The 17,555-nt window shown below is 71.3% G+C and carries 13 protein-coding genes; 8 read left to right on the forward strand and 5 right to left on the reverse strand.

From position 1 onward, the window contains the following. Window positions 1–62: 62 nt before the first annotated feature. A complete protein-coding gene (locus AB0Q90_RS13730) occupies window positions 63–1,826 on the reverse strand; it encodes a serine hydrolase (protein ID WP_363162021.1) in 1,764 nt (587 codons plus the stop codon). Window positions 1,827–1,992: 166 nt separating this feature from the next. On the opposite strand from AB0Q90_RS13730, the gene AB0Q90_RS13735 reads away from it, so the two are divergent. The 5 genes from AB0Q90_RS13735 (at window position 1,993) to AB0Q90_RS13755 (ending at window position 7,809) form a co-directional block, all read left to right on the forward strand. Further along, window positions 1,993–3,102, forward strand: a complete 1,110-nt coding sequence (locus AB0Q90_RS13735) for a nitronate monooxygenase family protein (protein WP_363162022.1) — start codon at window positions 1,993–1,995, stop codon at window positions 3,100–3,102. Further along, complete coding sequence (locus tag AB0Q90_RS13740) at window positions 3,099–4,652, forward strand: acyl-CoA synthetase (RefSeq protein ID WP_363162023.1); 1,554 nt, start codon at window positions 3,099–3,101, stop codon at window positions 4,650–4,652. The genes AB0Q90_RS13735 and AB0Q90_RS13740 overlap by 4 nt, the downstream gene beginning before the upstream one ends. Window positions 4,653–4,812: 160 nt before the next feature. Beyond that, window positions 4,813–6,552, forward strand: a complete 1,740-nt coding sequence (locus AB0Q90_RS13745) for a hypothetical protein (RefSeq protein ID WP_363162095.1) — start codon at window positions 4,813–4,815, stop codon at window positions 6,550–6,552. Further along, window positions 6,549–6,905 (forward strand): hypothetical protein, encoded by a 357-nt coding sequence (locus AB0Q90_RS13750; RefSeq protein WP_363162024.1) that lies wholly within the window; start codon window positions 6,549–6,551, stop codon window positions 6,903–6,905. Before AB0Q90_RS13745 ends, AB0Q90_RS13750 begins: the two co-directional genes overlap by 4 nt. Before the next feature lie 31 nt (window positions 6,906–6,936). Beyond that, window positions 6,937–7,809 carry a hypothetical protein gene (locus tag AB0Q90_RS13755; protein WP_363162025.1) on the forward strand — a complete coding sequence of 291 codons (873 nt, stop codon included), beginning with the start codon at window positions 6,937–6,939 and terminating at the stop codon, window positions 7,807–7,809. A gap of 18 nt (window positions 7,810–7,827) precedes the next feature. On the opposite strand, the gene AB0Q90_RS13760 is transcribed toward AB0Q90_RS13755, so the two are convergent. Further along, entirely contained in the window at window positions 7,828–10,239 is a 2,412-nt protein-coding gene (locus AB0Q90_RS13760; RefSeq protein WP_363162026.1) for a penicillin acylase family protein, read from the reverse strand. A gap of 133 nt (window positions 10,240–10,372) precedes the next feature. Between AB0Q90_RS13760 and AB0Q90_RS13765 the strand changes: the two genes are divergently transcribed. Genes AB0Q90_RS13765 through AB0Q90_RS13775 form a run of 3 tightly spaced genes read left to right on the forward strand, consistent with a single transcriptional unit; the run spans window position 10,373 to window position 13,403 of the window. After that, on the forward strand, window positions 10,373–11,872 hold the full coding sequence (locus AB0Q90_RS13765) for an acyl-CoA synthetase (RefSeq protein ID WP_363162027.1): 1,500 nt from the start codon (window positions 10,373–10,375) through the stop codon (window positions 11,870–11,872). Between the two features lie 11 nt (window positions 11,873–11,883). Continuing rightward, complete coding sequence (locus AB0Q90_RS13770; protein ID WP_363162028.1) at window positions 11,884–12,504, forward strand: dihydrofolate reductase family protein; 621 nt, start codon at window positions 11,884–11,886, stop codon at window positions 12,502–12,504. Between the two features lie 50 nt (window positions 12,505–12,554). Continuing rightward, entirely contained in the window at window positions 12,555–13,403 is an 849-nt protein-coding gene (locus AB0Q90_RS13775) for an alpha/beta hydrolase (protein ID WP_363162029.1), read from the forward strand. Between the two features lie 85 nt (window positions 13,404–13,488). Here the strand turns inward: AB0Q90_RS13775 and AB0Q90_RS13780 are convergent, their stop codons facing one another. The 3 genes from AB0Q90_RS13780 to AB0Q90_RS13790 form a co-directional block, all read right to left on the reverse strand. Further along, on the reverse strand, window positions 13,489–13,854 hold the full coding sequence (locus AB0Q90_RS13780) for a hypothetical protein (protein ID WP_363162030.1): 366 nt from the start codon (window positions 13,852–13,854) through the stop codon (window positions 13,489–13,491). Between the two features lie 190 nt (window positions 13,855–14,044). Continuing rightward, window positions 14,045–15,595, reverse strand: a complete 1,551-nt coding sequence (locus AB0Q90_RS13785; protein ID WP_363162096.1) for a sulfatase — start codon at window positions 15,593–15,595, stop codon at window positions 14,045–14,047. A gap of 310 nt (window positions 15,596–15,905) precedes the next feature. Beyond that, the gene (locus AB0Q90_RS13790) at window positions 15,906–17,498 is read right to left on the reverse strand and encodes an acyl-CoA synthetase (protein WP_363162031.1); all 1,593 of its coding nucleotides are present in this window, start codon (window positions 17,496–17,498) and stop codon (window positions 15,906–15,908) included. Window positions 17,499–17,555 lie beyond the last annotated feature (57 nt).

Below are 17,555 nucleotides of genomic sequence, written 5' to 3' on the forward strand. Positions count from 1 at the left end.
CCTGAACGACGACCACCGTAGTGCGCGCCTTGCCGGTCGGCACCCGAATTTCCCCCCGCCTCTCAGTCGGCGGACGCCGTCCAGCCGGATGCCGTGATCCGCGCCGCGTCCGCCGGGCGTGCCTCGTCGAACAGCGTGCCGTCGGCGTTCTCGACGTGCAGCCCGTCGACGTACGCGCCCCGGCCCACGTACAGCCGGTCGGTGGCGTAGCGCCAGCGCAGCGTGAGCTGCCGGGCGGCCGGAAGGTCCGCCGCGAGCCGGTGCCAGACGCGTCCCGACCAGCCGGTGACCGAGCCTGCCGGACGCTCCTGCGGCTGCCCGCCGGGCCGGACGGTCGTGAACGGCACCGGCTGCCAGGTGGCACCCCCGTCCGCCGAGGCCTCCAGCACCAGGACGTCCGACTGCGGCTCGGTGTCCCACCACAGGGAGCAGCGCAGCCGTGCGCCGCCGGCCGAGGTGTCCAGCGCAGGCAGCGCGAGCGTGGCGGTGGTGGAGCCCGCCATGCCGGAGAACCAGGCGGTACGGCCATGGCGTGGGCGGACCGGCACGGCCCGCGCCAGGTTGTTGGCGGCGGCCACCCGCGGGGCCGAGCCGGAGCGCCAACTGCGCACGGGGTGCACGGAGTTGCCGAGCACGACCAGGAACGAGTCCGTCGACGGGTCCAGCACCAGCGAGGTGCCGGTGAACCCGGTGTGCCCGGCGGTGTGCGGCGTTGCCATGGCGCCCATGTACCAGTGCTGGTAGAGCTCGAAGCCGAGGCCGTGCTCGTCACCGGGGAAGGCGGTGTTGAAGTCGGTGAACATCAGCTCCACCGACTCGGGTTCGAGGACGCGCGTTCTGCCGTACGCGCCCCCGTTGAGCAGGGTCCGGCCGAGCACCGCCAGGTCCCAGGCGCAGGAGAACACGCCCGCGTGCCCGGCGACTCCGCCGAGGCTGAAGGCGTTCTCGTCGTGCACCTCGCCCCACACCAGCCCCCGGTCCAGGCCGGACCAGGGCTTGCGGGCGTCCTCGGTGGCCGCGATCCGCGGCTTCCAGGAGGCGGGCGGGTTGTAGCGGGTGCCGGTCATGCCGAGCGGGCCGGTGATGTCCTCGTGGAGGAGGACGTCCAGGGTGCGTCCGGTGATCCGCTCCAGCACGAGCTGGAGGGAGATCAGATTCAGGTCGGAGTAGAGATAGCGGGTGCCGGGCGGGTTGAGCGGGGCCTCGTTCCAGATGAGGCGGAGCTTCTCCTCGTAGGTGGGCGCGTTGTACAGCGGGATCCAGGCGCGGAATCCCGAGGTGTGGGTGAGGAGTTGACGGATCGTCATGTCCTGCTTGCCGGCCGCGCCGAACTCCGGCAGGTACGAGGCGACCGTCGCCTCCAGCTCCAGCGTGCCGCGCTCGATCTGCTGCACGGCGAGCATCGAGGTGAACAGCTTGGACACCGAGGCGAGATCGAAGACGGTGTCCTCGGCCATCGGGATCTGTTCGTCGGCCGGGAACTCGACGCCGGTGTCGGTCTTCTCGTCGTACGCCGCATAGCGCACCGCCATGCCGATCGGCTGGTGCAGGGCCACGGTGCCGCCCCGGCCGGCGAGCAGGACGGCGCCCGCGTACCAGGGGTGCCTGGGGGAGGGGCTCAGGAACGCCTCGGCGTCGGTGACGAGTTTGCGCAGGTGGGCGGGGAGGAGTCCGGCCTCCTCCGGGGTGCCGGGGCGCAGGGTGCTGCGGCCGGTGGCGGCGGCCGCCGGTCCCGCGGGGAGCGGGGCGAGGGTCAGGGCGCCGCCCAGGGCCAGGGCTCTTCGGCCCAGTTGACGTCGGGTCAGGCCGTGTCTGCTGTCGGTCATCGAGGGTCCTCCCGCTGCGCCTGAAAGTATCTTTCCGGGATCACCTTGCGCGGTGAAACTTTCGTGTCAGGCGCAGGTCGTGTCAACCAGGCCACCGCCAGAAGAAATCTGACGGTCCATCAGGAAACCCCTTCCGTCCTCCACGGGACTCCGGCATCCTGCGCCCATGCAGACGGAGCTGAGCAAGACACTGGGAGTCGAGCACGCCGTCTTCGGCTTCACGCCGTTCCCCGCCGTCGCCGCGGCCATCAGCCGGGCCGGCGGCTTCGGAGTGCTCGGCGCGGTCCGCTACACCGCCCCCGACGACCTCAAACGCGACCTCGACTGGATCGAGGCGCACATCGACGGCCGGCCCTACGGCCTGGACGTCGTCATGCCCGCCAAGAAGGTCGAAGGCGTCAGCGAGGCCGATGTCGAGGCGATGATCCCCGCGCAGCACCGGGCGTTCGTCCAGGACACCCTCGCCAAGTACGGCGTGCCCGAACTCGCCGAGGGCGAGGCCTCCGGCTGGCGCATCACCGGCTGGATGGAGCAGGTCGCCCGCACCCAGCTCGACGTCGCCTTCGACTACCCGATCAAGCTGCTGGCCAACGCCCTCGGCTCGCCGCCCGCCGACGTGGTGGACCGCGCCCACGACCAGGACGTCCTCGTCGCCGCGCTGGCGGGGAGTGCCCGCCACGCCGTCAAGCACAAGGACGCGGGCATCGACATCGTCGTCGCCCAGGGCTACGAGGCCGGCGGCCACACCGGCGAGATCGCCTCCATGGTGCTCACCCCCGAGGTCGTCGACGCCGTGGACCCGCTGCCCGTCCTCGCCGCGGGCGGCATCGGCAGCGGACAGCAGGTCGCCGCCGCACTCGCCCTCGGCGCCCAGGGTGTGTGGCTGGGCTCCCTGTGGCTGACCACCACGGAAGCCGACCTCCACTCGGCGGCCCTGACCCGCAAACTGCTCGCCGCCGGCTCCGGCGACACCGTCCGCTCCCGCGCACTGACCGGGAAACCCGCACGCCAGCTGCGTACCGAATGGACCGACGCCTGGGACGACCCGGCCGGACCCGGCACCCTCCCGATGCCGCTCCAGGGCCTCCTCGTCGCCGAGGCCGTCTCACGCATCCAGAAGTACGAGGTCGAACCGCTCCTCGGCACACCTGTCGGTCAGATCGTCGGCCGGATGAACAGCGAACGCAGCGTCCGGGCCGTCTTCGACGACCTCACCCGCGGCTTCGAGCGGGCCGTCGACCGCATCAACCGCATCGCCGGAAGGAGCGGCCAGTGACGAGCGCAGCCCCCGCGGGCTTCTGGGCCCAGGCCACCGCCGACCCCGACCGCACGGTCCTCGTCGCCCCGGACGGCGAGGCGTGGACCGCCGGCCGCCTGCACGCCGCCGCCAACCGCCTCGTGCACGGACTGCGCGCCGCCGGCCTGGAACGCGGCGACGCCTTCGCGGTCGTGCTGCCCAACGGCGTCGCGTTCCTCACCGCCTACCTGGCCGCCTCCCAGGCCGGGTTCTATCTCGTGCCCGTCAACCACCACCTCGTCGGCCCCGAGATCGCCTGGATCGTCGCCGACTCCGGCGCCAAGGTCCTCGTGACCCATGAGCGCTTCGCCGACCAGGCGCGCCGGGCCGCCGACGAGGCGGGCCTGCCGGCCACGCACCGATTCGCGGTCGGGACGGTCGAGGGCTTCCGCCCGTACGCCGAACTCCTCGACGGGCAGCCGGAGTCGGCGCCCGCGGACCGCACCCTCGGCTGGGTCATGAACTACACCTCGGGCACCACCGGCCGCCCCCGCGGCATCCGCCGCCCGCTGCCCGGCAAGCTCCCCGAGGAGGCCTACCTCGGCGGATTCCTCGGCATCTTCGGCATCAGGCCGTTCGACGACAACGTGCACCTCGTCTGCTCGCCGCTGTACCACACCGCCGTGCTCCAGTTCGCGGGCGCGTCCCTGCACATCGGGCACCGACTGGTGCTGATGGACAAGTGGACGCCACAGGAGATGCTCCGGCTGATCGACCGCGAGAAGTGCACCCACACCCATATGGTCCCGACCCAGTTCCACCGCCTGCTGGCCCTCCCCGAGGAGATACGGCAGCGCTACGACGTCTCCTCCATGCGGCACGCCATCCACGGCGCCGCGCCCTGCCCCGACCACGTCAAACGGGCCATGATCGACTGGTGGGGCCACTGCGTCGAGGAGTACTACGCGGCCAGCGAGGGCGGCGGCGCCTTCGCCACCGCCGAGGACTGGCTGAAGAAGCCGGGCACCGTGGGCAAGGCCTGGCCGATCAGCGAACTGGCCGTCTTCGACGACGACGGCAACCGCCTCCCGCCCGGCGAACTCGGCACCGTCTACCTGAAGATGAACACCGGCGGCTTCGCCTACCACAAGGACGAACAGAAGACGAAGAAGAACCGGATCGGCGACTTCTTCACCGTCGGTGACCTCGGCTACCTCGACGAGGACGGCTATCTCTTCCTCCGCGACCGCAAGATCGACATGATCATCTCCGGCGGGGTCAACATCTATCCCGCCGAGATCGAGTCCGCCCTCCTCGCCCACCCCGCCGTCGCCGACGCCGCCGTCTTCGGCGTACCGCACGACGACTGGGGCGAGGAGGTCAAGGCCGTCGTCGAACCGGCCCCCGGCCACGACCCCGGCCCCGCCCTCGCCGGCACGCTCCTGGACCACTGCGCCGACCGCCTCGCCGGCTACAAGCGCCCCAGGAGCATCGACTTCATCACCGAGATGCCCCGCGACCCCAACGGCAAGCTGTACAAGCGGCGACTGCGCGATCCGTACTGGGAGGGCCGCACACGACCGGTGTGACACCGGGCCGGCTACGCCTTGAGCAGGTGAGGCCACCCCGTCATCGGCGCCATCACAGAGCGTATTCGCATTCCCGAGCCTCGGTGGGAACGGCAGCCCGTCGTATGCTGATGGGTCCTCAGAAGGCTTGACTCTGAGGTGGTTTTCGGTACATCGGGGGATTTCGTTGAACACCGTACCGCAACAACCGCCGTGGACACCCGCGTCCGCACCACTTGCGCCCGCCACTCCGCCCCACGCCAGCGAGGCCACCCGGCTGCTGTGTGCGGGCACCTATCTCGACCCCGTCTTCCGGGACCGGGTCATCGAGGAACTGCACCTCAACAAGCAGCGGATCGTGGCCCCTTCGCTGGGCTTCGACGCCGCCCGTGTCCTCGCGCACGCCCTGCGGTCCCGGCGCCTGGAGGTGGCCTGGGCCGCGGGGATCGTGGCCCTGTGGGTGCTGGGACTGCCGCTGACCGACCGGCTGTTGGCGGGCTATCTGCTGCCCAGCCTGCTGCTCGCGGGCGGGGTCGCGGTGCGCGGCAAGGAGGAACGCCCGCCGTTCGCCCGGCGGTTGATGTCACTGGTCCTGCGCTGGCTCGGCCGTGTCGTCTTTGCGTTCTTCCTCGCCGCCACCGCGATGGTCGCCTTCACCGGCACCGACGACCTGACCGACCCCTACGACGACGAACCGGGCTGGAAGGGCGAGCTCAGGGCGCTGCTGCCGCTCGCCTCGGCGGTGGCCGGCGGCGATGGCTCGATCACCCCGCTTCAGGCCTGGCTCGCCCTTGCGCTGTTCGTGGCGGTCGCACTGTGCGCGGGCGCCCAGCGCAGCCAGTTCGCACGGGCCCTGGGCGGCGAACTGTCCCCGCGGCGCTTCCCGGACGCCGCGGGCGACCCGGCGGAGCGGGCCGAGGGACTGCGGTTCCAGTACGTGAAGGACCGCATCCGCCACGAACAGCACGAACCGCTGATCATGTACCACGAGGCCCGGCCGTTCTGCGGGGCCGGCGCCGCCTACGACACCTGGGTGCTCGCCGTCGAGATGCGGCCCGACGACACGGGCACACCCCGGCCGCTGAGCAACCGGACCGTCCTGGAGACCGTCCGGCCGCTCCTCGAAGGGCTGCGGATCCCCTCGAAGTACGCGGGCCAGCTGGTGCGTGACCGGCTGCGCTGGCTGGAGGTCGACGAGTGCGTGTTCCTGCCCGCCGAGGGGATCGGGCGGCGCGAGGAGGCGCCGTACCACCGGCAGGCCTTCGAGGAGCACCGGGCGCGCGCGGTCGAGGAGGGCGCCGAGAAGCGGCGGCACTTCCTGCGCGTCCGCGTCGGCGGCTGGGAGGAGGAACTGGTCGTCACCGTCTTCGTGCGCACCCACACACAGGGCAACATGCTCATGCTGGAGATCGCCCCGCACGTACTGATGCCGATCCGCGAGGACTTCAAGGACGCCGACCGCGCGGCCCACCGGTTCCGCAACAACAACGCACTGGGGAAGATCAGTTGGGCCGCGGCCCAGGTGCCCGCCTCCGCGGTGCGCTCCTTCGTCACCGTGTGCCAGGCGGTGGTCTACGGCTGGCAGCTGCTGACCGGCGGCCACGGACACGCGCTGCCCGACGGCCCCGCGCTGTCGGTGCGCGAGCTGGGCGCGGCCCGGTCCGGATCGCTGTTCCAGCAGATGGACGTCGACCGCTACCTCAGGAGCGTCCAGGACCGCATCACCCACGGCGTACGCACGGCTCTTGCCCAACACGGCTACCAGACAGGCGAGTTCGTGCAGAAGGTCATCAACATCAGCCAGGGCGGGGTGCACATCGACTCCGTCGCGCACAGCACGTTCGCGGTCGGCAGGCACGCACACGCCTCCTCCGCGTCGACCGGCGGCCCCGTACCGCCAGAAGGGAACCGGCAGCGATGACCTCGGCGAACGAACCCACCGTCAGCATCGGCGACGTCCACGGCAGCACCTTCGCCATCGGCAGCCACGCCCGCGCGGAGGGCCGGCACGGTACGGCGCAGGGGCCCGACCAGGCCACCGCGGAGCTGCTGAAGGCCGTACGCGAACTCCGTGCCGACCTCGCGCGCCTGCGCCAGGACGACCCGGCCCGGCGCCTTGACGAGGCCCTGGCCGACACCGAGGACGAGATCACCCGCACCGGAAGCGCCGGCGAGGGCGGCCGGCGACGGCTGCGTGACCTGCTCGCGGACGCCGAGACCGTGCTGGGCCTGTTCGCGTCGGCCGGCGCCGTGGCCGGGCTGCTCGGGATGTGAGAGATGAAGAGATGAGCGGGGGACGAGAGGGATGAACGGCGGACAACGCCACTGGAACGAGGAGACCCAGCGCTGGGAGGACGGCCCCGTGGGCCCGGGCCAGACCACCCCGCCCCCGCCGCCCCGTCCGGACGAGGCCCCCACCGGGCCCCCGCCGGCGCCCGACACGACCGTGCGTCTGTCCCGGCCGGCGCCCCACCCTCGCGCCGGACGGGACCGCCGGACGGTGTGGACGGCGGTGCTGCTCACGGTCGTCGCCGTCGGGGCCGCCGTGGGCCTGGCCGTGGCCCTGGCGGACGGCGGAGGCAACGGCCGGGCGGCGGGCGCGAGCACACCCGCCTCACCCGACCTCTCGCCCACCACGCCCCGCAGCGAGCCGGAGCCGTCCCCGTCGGACACGACGCCCACGCCCGACAACGGGGAACTCCCCGCCGACTACGTGCTCTTCGACGACCCGGAGGGCTTCCGGATCGCCGTTCCCGAGGACTGGTGGTCGCGCACCGCGACGAAGTCCCAGTACGGCATGGACGTGGTCGCCTACCGCAGCCCCGAAGGGGAGCGGAAACTCCAGGTGTTCGAGGTGGCGGAGTCCTCTCCCGACGCGTCCTTCGAGCTGTTCCTGGCCCCCGACTTCCCCAAACCCGACGGCTTCGTCCAGCTCTCCCTGACGAACCTGGACGACGCCGACTTCACCGGCTCCCTGCTGGAGTACGCCGCCGACTCCCTCGACGGCGAAGCCGCCCCCGGCCCCTGGCACGTCTACGACCTGCGCTTCGTGGGCGAGGACGGCAACATCTACGCCGTGGCCTCGTACGGCCCCGCCGCCGACGGCGGCGACGACGAACTGCGGCTCCTGCAGATGGCGGTGAGCTGGTTCTGCCCGCCCGCCACCTCCTGCGTCTAGCCCCGCACCATCCGGGGCTCAGCGCTCCGACACACGGACCATCCGCAGATCCGGCGAGGTGAGGATGTCCTTCTCGCAGAACCGGGAGGTCACCCACCGCTCCTGGGAGAACAGGCGGGTCTGGTCGGCGTAGTGGGCCGAGGCGGGGTTCGACGACTGGGAGTACGACAGCAAGGTGCGGGCGACCGGGCAACGGCTGCCGTCCCAGCCCACGGCCTGGATGTAGCTGGAGCCGGTCGTGACCTCCGTATAGCCGCCGTGCGCCGGGTCCCACACCGGCTCGATCTTGTTCCAGACGCCCAGCCCCTCGGTGCCGCCCGGGACGGGGATGCGCTCGCCGCCCCGCACGACGAACTGGTGGTCCCCGAGCCGGGAACCGAGCGGAATGCCCGCCGCCCGCAGCTCTGCGACCGCATCCGCGAGCGCCGTGGCGAAGCCCGGGGCGTCCGTGTTGAGCGTGTTGGGGGTGCGCACGGGGTCCGTCGCCGAGAACGGCACCTTCCACAGCTGCGCCGCCGGGACGGTGGCCGTCAGCCTCCGCCAGAACCGGTCGAAGAGCAGTGCGCCGCGGCTTGCGGTGTCCGTGGTGCGGTCCCAGGCCGCGAGCGCCGCGCAGGCCTCCGAGACGTCAACCGCCTTGCCGTCGCTGCCCGTTGCGGTGCCACCGGGCAGCGCGGCACAGGCCTTCGCCGCGTCCGCGGCGGTCAGGTCGCCCGCGGGCGCCCGGTTCGAGAACTGCAGCGCCTGCAGATCCCGCACGGTCAGCGCGCCGCGCCCGGCCATCCCGGCCACGTCCTCGATCGCGCCCCGCGTCCGCAGCGAACGCTGCGTGCCGACCGTGCCGAAGATCCGCTCGTACCCGGTCAGCGGCCGGTCCGTATTCGCCAGCCAGGCACTGTCGTTGGAGTTCTCCGCATACGGCGCGTCCGTCAGCGTCGGCAGCTTCGCGGGTCCGAAGATCCCCGGCTGGACGGCGTCGGCGTCGGCGCCGAGCGAGCAGTCACCGCGCGAACCGTCCAGGATCGCCAGCCCCGAGGACGGATAGGTGACCCGGCCGAGCGGCGTGGAGCAGCGCTGGGCCAGCTCGTCGGTGATCCGGGGCAGCACCTGCGACTGCGTGAACAGGGTGTGGCCCGCGGAGTCGGCGGCGACCGTGTTCACCCACGGCAGCCCCTGCGTGCGCTTGAGTGAACCGAGGACGTCCTCGGCGCTGCGGGCCTTGCTGAAGCCGAGGGCGGTGTCGAGGCCGCGCAGATTGACGGAGTTGGGGTCGTTCAGGGCGTACGCCGTCGTGCTCGTCCACGGCAGCGGCAGTACGGCGCCGAGCGAGGTGACCACCGGCCCGTACCGCGTCCACCACTGCGTGCGCGTCACGGGATTGCCGTCCTTCACCCCCACGGTGACCGTGCGCTTCGTCATGCGCTCCGGCTTGCCGTCGACGAGATACGCCGTCGGATCGGCCGGATCCAGCGTCAACTGGTGCAGGTTGAGCGGGATGCCCGTCGCCACGGTGTGACTCCAGGCAACCTGCGCATTGTGGCCCACGGACATCGTGGGGGAGCCGACGAGCGAGCCGCCGGCGACGTTCAGCTCACCGGGGATGGTCTGCTGCGACTGCCAGAAGCGGCGCCCGCCGTGCCACGGATAGTGCGGGTTGCCCAGCAGCAGCCCGCGGCCGTTCGCGGTCGTCGTCCCGCCGAAGGTGACCGCGTTGGAGCCCATCGCGCCGTCGGAGGCGAGGAGTTCCCGCGCGGCACGGGCGGTGTCCTGCGCGTCGGGCGACTGCGTGGAGACGGTCGTCGGCGGCTGCGCGGCCGTGATGCCGTCCACCGCCCGTCCCTGGCCGCCGAGCACGGCCAGGGCGAAGCCGCGTGCCACCACGTCGAGGTAGGTCACCGGGCGTACCCAGGCCGCGCCCTTGCAGGCCGGGTCGGTGACCGGGTTCTGCGCCAGCCAGGCGTTGTAGCCGGCCGCGAAGCCGCGCATCAGCTCCTTGACCTGACGGCCGGGCCCGCGCGGCGCCGGTTCGGCGAGCAGCTTCTCCACCGTGCCCGACTCCCGCACCCCGCGGAAGTACAGATCGCTGGACAGGTTCCTGGTGGCCGAGGACAGCGAGAAGTCGGTGGTGGCGTCGGGGCCGAAGTAGCGGGAGCGTTCGCCGCGCACGGTCACGAAACCGTCGGCGAGCGTGCACACCTGGTCCGCGGCCTGTGCCCACCCGGTGCCGAAGCCGAGGTTCGCGTAGTCCTTCGCGACGATGTGCGGAATGCCGTACTCGGTGTAGCGGATCACGGCGGACAGGCGGCCGTGCGAGGGATGTTCGTGGCGGCCTTGGTGATCCTGCCGCTCGGCCGCTGCCGCCGGCAGCGTGGCGGTGGCGGTGAGCAGGGCCACGGCCGTGACGACGAGCCGTCTCAGGCGGGTGCGCATTGTGCCTCCCAACGTCATTGAGGGAAGGGGCGGTTGAGCGTACCAACGGGTATACGATCCGCGTACCGGTCGGTATGCGATCTGCGTCCGGGCATCTTGACCGTTTCCCGCGGCGGTTCGAGGATCATTGCCCATGACGCCTGGACACGGCAGCACGGTTGACGGGGTGCTTCGGCGCAGCGCCCGGCGCACGCCCGCGCGCATCGCGGTCGAACACCGCGACCGCTCCTGGACGTACGAGGCACTCGACGACGCCGTCTCCCGCGCGGCGAACGTCCTGCTCGACCAGGGCCTCGCCCCCGGCGACCGGGTCGGCGCCTACGGCCACAACTCCGACGCCTACCTGATCGGCTTCCTCGCCTGCGCCCGCGCCGGCCTGGTGCATGTGCCGGTCAACCAGAACCTCACCGGCGACGACCTGGCGTACATCGTCGGCCAGTCCGGCAGCGCGCTCGTGCTCACCGACCCCGACCTCGCCGCCCGACTCCCGGACGGCGTACGGACGTTGCCCCTGCGCGACGCCGAGGGCTCCCTGCTGGACCTGCTGCCCACGACACCGCCGTACGACGGCCCCGAGGCGCGCGGTGAGGACCTGGTCCAACTGCTGTACACCTCGGGTACGACGGCCCTGCCCAAGGGCGCGATGATGACGCACCGCGCGCTCGTCCACGAATACCTCAGCGCCATCACCGCCCTCGACCTGAGCGCGGGCGACCGGCCCGTGCACGCACTGCCGCTGTACCACTCGGCGCAGATGCACGTCTTCCTGGTGCCCTATCTCGCGGTCGGCGCGAGCAACATCGTCCTCGACGCGCCCGACGGCGACCGGCTCTTCGACCTGATCGAAGGCGGGCGCGTGGACAGTCTGTTCGCGCCGCCCACGGTCTGGATCGGCCTGGCCAACCGCCCCGACTTCACCACCCGCGAGCTCACGGGCCTGCGCAAGGCGTACTACGGCGCCTCGATCATGCCGGTGCCCGTGCTGGAGCGGCTGCGCGCACGCCTGCCGAAGCTGGCGTTCTACAACTGCTTCGGCCAGAGCGAGATCGGCCCCCTGGCCACGGTCCTCGCACCAGACGAGCACAAGGGACGGATGGACTCCTGCGGGCGCACCGTCCTGTTCGTCGACGCCCGGGTCGTCGACGAGGACGGCAAGGACGTGCCCGACGGCACACCCGGCGAGATCGTCTACCGCTCCCCGCAACTGTGCGAGGGCTACTGGGACAAGCCCGAGGAGACCGCCGAGGCCTTCCGCGACGGCTGGTTCCACTCCGGCGACCTGGCCGTCCGTGACGCCCACGGCTACTTCACGATCGTCGACCGGGTGAAGGACGTCATCAACTCCGGAGGCGTCCTGGTCGCCTCGCGCCAGGTCGAGGACGCCCTCTACACCCACGAGGCCGTCGCCGAGGTCGCCGTCGTCGGACTGCCCGACGAGCGCTGGATCGAGGCGGTCACCGCGGTCGTCGTGCCGCGCGGCGAGGTCACCGAGGCCGAACTCATCGACCACGCCCGCGAGAAGCTCACCTCCTTCAAAGCCCCCAAACGGGTCCTCTTCGTCGACGAACTGCCGCGCAACGCCAGCGGCAAGATCCTGAAAAGGGAGCTGCGGGACCGCTTAACTGGTGCCTGAGGAGGAGAGCAATGAACCAGAGCACGGGCAGGGTGATCTGCAACATCACGATCTCGGTCGACGGATACTCGGCCGGGCAGAACCAGACCGAGGAGCGGCCCTTCGGCGACGACGGCGGCGACGGCTCCGGCGGCAAGCTGCACGCCTGGATGTTCGACACCCCCGACGAGAACCGGGCCGAGGTCGACGAGTTGGCCGCCGCCAAGGCCTTCGTCATGGGGCGCAACATGTTCGGCCCGGTGCGCGGCGAGTGGGACCGGAAGTGGAACGGCTGGTGGGGCGAGAATCCGCCGTTCCACGCGCCGGTGTTCGTGCTCACCCACCATGCGCGCGAACCGCAGCCGATGGACGGCGGCACCACGTTCACCTTCGTCACCGACGGCATCGCCTCGGCACTGGCCCAGGCCCGCGCGGCGGCCGGCAACGGCGATGTGCTGATCATCGGCGGGGCGACCACGATCAACCAGTACCTCGCGGCCGGCCTGGTCGACGAAGTGCGCCTGCACATCGCGCCGTTCACGATGGGCGCCGGCACGCGGCTGTTCGAGGGCGTTCCGCCGCTGAAGCTGGAGCAGGTGAAGTCGAGGGCGGCGAGTCTGGTGACGCATGTGACCTATCGCGTGCTGACCTGAACCGACAGGTTTCCCCCGCTGGGCAGCACGAACGGCCTAGTCTCGGCGCCATGCCGATCTTCACCGCACCCGACGGAACCGCCCTCGCCTACCACTCCCAGGGCGAGGGCAACCCGCTCGTCGTCCTGCCCGGCGGCCCGATGCGGGCCTCCGCCTACCTCGGAGACCTGGGCGGACTGGCCGCCCGGCGCCGGCTGGTCCGGCTCGACCTGCGCGGCACGGGCGACTCCGAAGCCCCGGCCGACCCGGCGACGTACCGCTGCGACCGGCTCGTCGACGACGTGGAGGCGCTGCGCGCCCAGCTGGGCCTGGACCGCATGGACCTGCTGGCGCACTCCGCGGGCGGCAGCCTCGCCATGCTCTACGCGGCCCGCCATCCGCACCGGATACGGCGGCTGGTGCTGGTCACCGCCAACCCGTGGGCGCTCGGGACACCGGCCACGCCCGAGGACCGGCTGGCGGCCGCACGGCTGCGCAAGGACGAGCCCTGGTTCGAGGAGGCGTTCGGAGCACTGCAGGCCTGGCTCACGGGCACCGGAGACTTCCGCCCCGAACTCGCGCCCTTCTTCTACGGCCGCTGGGACGAGGCGGCGCGGGAACACGACGCCCGCGGGGACGAGGAGTTCAACGACGCGGCCGCCGAGGTGTACGGCTCCGACGGCGCCTTCGACCCGCCCGCGACCCGCGCCGCGCTCTCCCGCCTCCCTTCCCCCGTGCTCGTCCTCGCCGGTGAGCTCGACGGCGGACCCAGCCCCGAGCTGGCCCGCCGCACCGCCGAGGTGTTCCCGCACGCCGAATTCGCGGTCCAGCCCGGCGCCGGTCACTTCCCCTGGCTGGACGATCCGGAGTGGTTCGCACGCCGCGTCGACGGCTTCCTCGACGGGCCCGCTTCAGGGTGAACGGCGAGCGCCGCCGGGACAACGCGGTGGGGCCGGTGCCGCACGACTGGCCCCCGAGCGCACCGGGGCGTGGTGGGCGAAAGCCTCAGCCGGAGTGCCGATCAGCTGACATCAGCCACCGCCAACGTCGGCGCTCCGTTACGAGCGTGGTGGTGGCCAGCAGGGACACGAGGGTCGCCGCCCAGGAGGGCCAAACCAGCCACGCGGAGATCACGGCCGCGGCAAGCTGGAGCAGCACAAGCACGATCGTGACCCAGCCCGGCACCGGGACGATGACCTGCGCCTTGTCTCCCGGCGTGGAGAAGACAGTCGGGAGACCGATCAAAGCCGCCACAGCCAGGGCGGCGAGCAGCCACGAGTACCCGGACAGCGCCCAGGGGGTGGCGACCCAGGCGACAAGTTCCGTCGCAAAGCGCAGGGTTGATGCGATGCGGTCGTCAGGCCGTCCCATGATTGTCCCCCGATCAGCGATGTGAGCCACCAGCGGACGATGTTACGAGGCTGATCGACAGCCGACGGATGTGGCCAACCGCGATGGCCGCGACCAGCAGATCGACACCACCGCACCGGCCGGTGAACTGCCGTCGCTCGGCATCCTCCTGAACCCGCGTGCCGGATCCCGCACGCCCACGCCCCGTACGTCACCCGCCGTCCGGGCCGTACGCCGTCATGAACCGGTCCCGGAACTTGTCCATGCCCCACTGCGGGGCGTCCGCGGCCGGCTTCAGCCCGTCCGTCCAGCCCCAGTCGGCGATCCGGTCCAGCACCTTCGGGTCGCGGGCGACGATCGTGACCGGCACGTCCTTGCTGTCGCTGCCCGCGGTGACCGTCGGCACGGGCTGGTGGTCGCCGAGGAAGACCAGAACGGTGTCGTCGTCGCCGTAGCGCTCGACGTACTCGACCAGGCTGCGCAGGGAGTACTCGACGGCGTTGGCGTACTCGGCGCGGACGCTGTCCGGGCTCTTCCAGACCTCCTTGGGGTCCTTGCCGTCCTCCTTGATGCCGTGGAAGACCGAGCCGTCGCCGAGCTCCTCCCAGTCGATCATGCGGGCGACGGGCGCCCAGGGGTTGTGGCTGGAGGCCAGGATGATCTCGGCCATGATCGGGTCGCGGTTCTTCCTGCCGTGCTCAAGGCGCTCGAAGGCCTCCAGGCTGAACTGGTCGGGCACGGGCGTCCAGCTGAAGTACGGGCCGTGGTAGCCGAGGTGCTCGGAGTCGTAGATGTGGTCGAGCCCGAAGTACTTGCCCTCCGGCCAGGCCCGCCGCACGCCCGGCACGATCCCGACCGTGCGCCAGTCGCCGGTCTTTTGGAAGTAGCTGGTGAGCGTGGCCCGGTCGCTGGTGGTCAGACTCCGGTACCGCTGCTGGTTCTTGATCCACAGTCCGGACAGGAAGGTCGAGTGGGCGAGCCAGCTGCCCGCACCCGTCACCGGCGACCTGAGCCAGCCGCTCTGCGAGGCGAAACCGGCCGCCTTCAGCCGCTGCGTGCCTTCTTGGAGCACGGCGTCGGTCTGCCCGGCCATGTCCGGATCGTCGATCGCCACCCGGCCGTAGCTCTCGATGAAGGTGAACAGCACGTCCTTGCCGCGCAGCCCCGTGAGCAGCTGGTCGGGCGGTGTGTCGGCGAAGGCGTCGACGGCCGCCTGCTTCTCGAAGACCCGCGCGTCCCGCAGCCCGGCCTGGACCTGCTCGATTCGGTTGTCGACATAGTCGGCGTTGATCTTCGAGGCGACCGGCACATCGGTGAACTGCACCCCGAGCGTGACGCAGGTGATCCACGCGGTGCCGAGGATCAGCGTGGTCCGGGCGGCGACGGGACGGTGTCGCACCATCAGCGAGGTCAGCCGCAGCATCGCGAGCGTCGTCAGCACCAGCACGGCCACGAGCAGCACCAGGACGGCGACGATCGCAAGCACCTCTCCGGTGCGGCCCACCGACGTCCGCAGGAACTCGGCCGCGTCGTCGAGCAGGATCCAGTCCAGGACCAGGTCGAAGGGGCGGGCCAGCACCGAGTAGAAGCCCATGTCGACGAACTTCAGCACGGTGAGCAGCCCGAGGAACGCCCCCGCGATACCTGCCGTGATCCGCCGGGCCCGTGGCGGCAGCGCGAGCAGCAGTCCGGCGAGCAGGACGCCCTCGGCGGGGATGCGCACAAACATGTCGAACGACATCCGCTCCAGCCGGTTCGGCATGAGGAGGGCGAACAGGACCAGGGCGCCCGCCAGCACGGTGGTGCCGACGGTGACGCTCCGGGCCGCGCGGGGGTACTTGTGCCGCCAGCCGAACCACCCCGGGCGGCCGTCACCCCCTGCGGCCCCGCCCTCGGTGTCCGGCAGCTGACGAGGGCGCGCGAGGTGCAACACGGAGAACCTTCCCTGCGACTTGCGGTGATGGCACGGCGGAGCCGGCCCGGTGACCGGGCCCGCCACCACCAGTACGGTCGCACGTCACCTTCGGTTCAATCACGCGGTTCCGTGATTCACCGGTTCGGCCCTGTTCGTGTCACCGGTCGGCCGCCACCGCCACCTGCCGCGCCCACCGGTAGTCCGCCTTGCCGCTCGGCGAGCGGCGTACGGCATCCGTGACCACCAGCTGGCGGGGGACCTTGTAGCCGGCGAGACGGTCCCGGCAGTGCCGCTGGATGTCCTCCAGGGAGGGCCGGTCCGCGCCCTCGCGCAGCTGGACCACGGCCGCCACGTGGTGGCCCCACTTGGCGTCGGGGACCCCGGCCACCAGCGCGTCGTACACGTCCGGATGGGACTTGAGCGCCTGCTCGACCTCCTCCGGGTACACCTTCTCGCCGCCGGTGTTGATGCACTGCGAACCCCGGCCGAGGACGGTGACGACACCGTCCTCGTCGACGGTCGCCATGTCGCCGAGCAGCACCCACCGCCGGCCGTCCTTCTCGAAGAAGGTCTCGGCGGTTTTCACCGGGTCGTTGTAGTAGCCCAGCGGGACATGGCCGCACTGCGCGACCCGGCCGACCTCACCGACGGCCACCGGCTCGTGGGTGGCCGGATCGACCACCTGGGTACGGGAGTTGACGCGGATCCGGAAGCCGCGCTCGGGGCCCGCGTCCTCTGTCGCGGTGCCGTTGAAGCCGGACTCGGAGGAGCCGAAGTTGTTCAGCAGCATCACGTTCGGCACGAGCTCCAGGAACTGCCTGCGTACCGTCTCCGACATGATCGCCCCGGACGAGGACACGCTGAACATCGAGGAGCAGTCCGTGCCCTTCATCGGCCCGCTGAGCGCGTCGATCAGCGGCCGCAGCATCGCGTCGCCCACCAGCGACATGCTGGAGACCTTCTCCTTCTCGATGGTGCGCAGCACCTGCTCGGGCACGAACTTGCGGTGCAGCACGATCCGTTGCCCGAAGTTGAAGCCGATGAAGGCGGTGAGGGTGGAGGTGCCGTGCATCAGCGGGGGAGCGGGGAAGAAGGTGATCCCGGACCCGCCGGCCGCGACCCGCTCGGCCAGCTCCTCCGGCTTCTTGACGGGCTCACCGGTCGGCGCGCCGCCGCCTAGACCGGCGAAGAACAGGTCCTCCTGGCGCCACATCACGCCCTTGGGCATGCCGGTGGTGCCGCCGGTGTAGATGATGAACTGGTCGTCGCCGGACCGCGCCGGGAACCCGCGCTCGGGCGAGCCCTGCGCTTCGGCCTCCGTGAAGGCGGTGCCGTCGCCGACCTGCAGCAGATGCCGCAGCTTCGGGGCCCGGGGCAGCGCCGCCGCCACCCGGTCCGCGAACTCCGCGTCGTGGACCAGCGCCACCAGGTCCGCGTCCCGGTAGAGATACACCAACTCGTCTTCGACGTAGCGGTAGTTGACGTTGACCGGCACGATCCGCGCCTTCAGGCAGCCAAGGACTGTCTGGAGGTACTCGACGCCGTTGTAGAGATGGAGCCCGAGGTGTTCGCCGGGGCGTACCCCGCTGTCGAGCAGATGGTGACCGATCCGGTTGGCCGCCGCGTCCAGCTCCGCGTACGTCAGACGGCGTTCCGCACCCGTGCCCGGGTGGTCGACGTACACCAGCGCCTCACGGTCCGGGACCACGTCGACGACCGACTCGAACAGGTCGGCAAGGTTGTACTCCACCGCTCCTCCTGACCTCGCTCTGACCCGGCTGCCGGTCATCAGAGCAAAGGGCGGCAC

It is taken from the genome of Streptomyces sp. NPDC079141 (assembly GCF_040686775.1).
Classification (GTDB): domain Bacteria; phylum Actinomycetota; class Actinomycetes; order Streptomycetales; family Streptomycetaceae; genus Streptomyces.